This is a genomic window from Streptomyces boncukensis, assembly GCF_011045075.1.
In the GTDB taxonomy this organism is placed as follows: Bacteria; Actinomycetota; Actinomycetes; order Streptomycetales; family Streptomycetaceae; genus Streptomyces; species Streptomyces boncukensis.
Genome location: NZ_JAAKZZ010000846.1, coordinates 1 through 2,001 on the forward strand (window position 1 = coordinate 1; position 2,001 = coordinate 2,001).

The 2,001-nt window shown below is 76.8% G+C and carries 1 protein-coding gene and 1 pseudogene; one reads left to right on the plus strand and one right to left on the minus strand.

The features are described 5' to 3' along the window. Nucleotides 1–482: hypothetical protein (locus G5C65_RS36275; protein WP_206442666.1), on the plus strand; the 482-nt coding region annotated here is incomplete at its 5' end. A gap of 6 nt (nt 483–488) precedes the next feature. On the opposite strand, the pseudogene G5C65_RS38775 reads toward G5C65_RS36275, so the two are convergent. Further along, nucleotides 489–2,001: pseudogene (locus tag G5C65_RS38775) on the minus strand (GNAT family N-acetyltransferase); the annotation flags it as partial.

The following is a 2,001-nucleotide window of genomic DNA, read 5'->3' on the forward strand; positions in this document are numbered from 1 at the left end:
TTGTTTATAAGAGACAGGGTGAGGGGGGCGCGCCGAGCGGGCCGCGTGACCACGTCAACGCGATCCTGCTCGGCGGGACGGTGCTGTTCCCGATGGTGCTGGGGATCGCGATCCTCGTCTTCCCGGGCTCCATGGACCTGTCGGTTGTTCCGGGCCCCTGGTCGTGGTTCTTCCGGGGGCTCTATCTCGCCGAGGCGGTGTCGTTCGGGGTGGGCCTGGTGTTCCTGGGCGCGGGGCGGCTGGTGATGCCGCGGCGGAACGTGCGCCCGGCGCTGTTCACGGCCGCCCATCTGTCGGTGGCCTGGCTGCTGGCGTCCTGGTGGCCGCAGGACAACCTCTACCGGCTGGCCGCGAAGGACGACTGGCCGCAGCAGACGTTGCTGGTGTACGTGTTCAACATCCCGCTGATGATCGCGGCGGTGGTGGTCGTGCTGTATCTGGCGGCGCTGCGGGAGGCAGAGCACGCCCGGGATCCGGACTGAGCCGGGTCAGAACATGCGGCCCAGCCCCCGGCACGCGTCCCGCACCGCCGCCGTCCCCGCGTCCAGCGCGCACGGGGTCGGCGCGGCCACCAGGACGCCGATCCACGGGTCCGGCGCGAACGCGGCGGTCGGGAGCGACGGCACCAGCACCGCGCCCGCGGCGGCACAGCGGTCGGCGACCGTCCGCAGAAACGGCCCGAGCAGCGGTTCCGGCAGCCGCGCGCCCAGCGGGACGCGGTCCACGGCCCGCACCAGGTGGTCGCCGCCGCGTACGTCGTCCAGCCGGGCCTTCACCATGAACGCCGCCGAGGGCCCGGTCAGCCGGAGGTTGACCTCGGTGGGCGCCAGGGCGCCGCCCCGTGCCGCGACGAAGTCCACGTCGAACCAGCCCCGGTACCCCCGCGCGGCCAGCTCCCCGCCCACAGCGCGGCCGAACGCGCACACCGTCTCCGCGCGCGCGGCCGGAACGGCGCCCGGCCCCACGGCCGCGCCCGCGTAGACCGTGTCCGCGACCTCCATGGCGGCGGCGCCCACCTCGTGGACCCGGCCGTCGCGGTCCACGAAGCCGTCGTAGGTGACGTCCCGGGGCGCGGCCCCGCCGGTCACATACTCCTCCAGCAGCAGCGGCCCCGGGGGCAGCGAGCGCAGCAGCGCCCGCCGCTGCCGGGCCCGCGCCCGCGCCGGCAGCACCCGGACGCCGGAACCGCCCGCGCCGTACTCGGTCTTGACCACCGTCCCCGCACCGGCCCGCGCCCGCACCGCGAGCCGCCACGCGGCGCGCCGCCGGGTGCCGGCCGTCCACTGCGCGGGGACCGCGATCCCGGGGTGCTGCGCGGCGAGGCGGTCGAACAGCTGATGCGCCTCCCGCTTCGACTCGTACGCGTGCGCCTCGGCGGGCAGTGCCGTACCGGTCAGCTCCGCCGTTTCCGGGGTGTGCCCCCACGGGACGAGCGGGGCGCCCAGCTCCCGCAGGTGCGCCCGGAGCGCGGGGCGGTCGCGGACCGCGCGTACGGGGTCGGCGACGCCGTCGAAGACCTCCACCCGGTCCCACGCCAGCGGCCGGGCGACCAGCCCGAGCCAGTCCGGCGGCACCGGAAGGGGCAGCACCAGCGCCGCCGGATGCGGGGTGGCGAACGCCGCCATGCAGGAGTAGTGCGCGCTCTCCTGGCGCTCCGCCGGGGTCAGGGCCGCGAACATCCCCTGGAAGCCGGCGACGTTGCCCAGGTGCACCGCGCGCCGCCCGCCCGTCCAGGCCCGCACCCACGGCGCGGGCGGCGTCAGATCCACCGCCAGCCACGGCAGCCCCCGCGCCGGGCCCGGCGGATGCCGGTCGGGGGGACGGGCGCCGAGGGGACGGGCGCCGAGGGGACGGGCGCCGAGCGCGCGGTAGAACGGCTCGGCGTGCGGGTCGGCCTCGATCACCAGCCGTGCGAACCCCGCCTCCCGCGCGGTGCGCAGCACATACGCGTACAGGGACCGCCCCGTCCCGCGCCCGATCCGCGCGGGCTCGACGAACAGC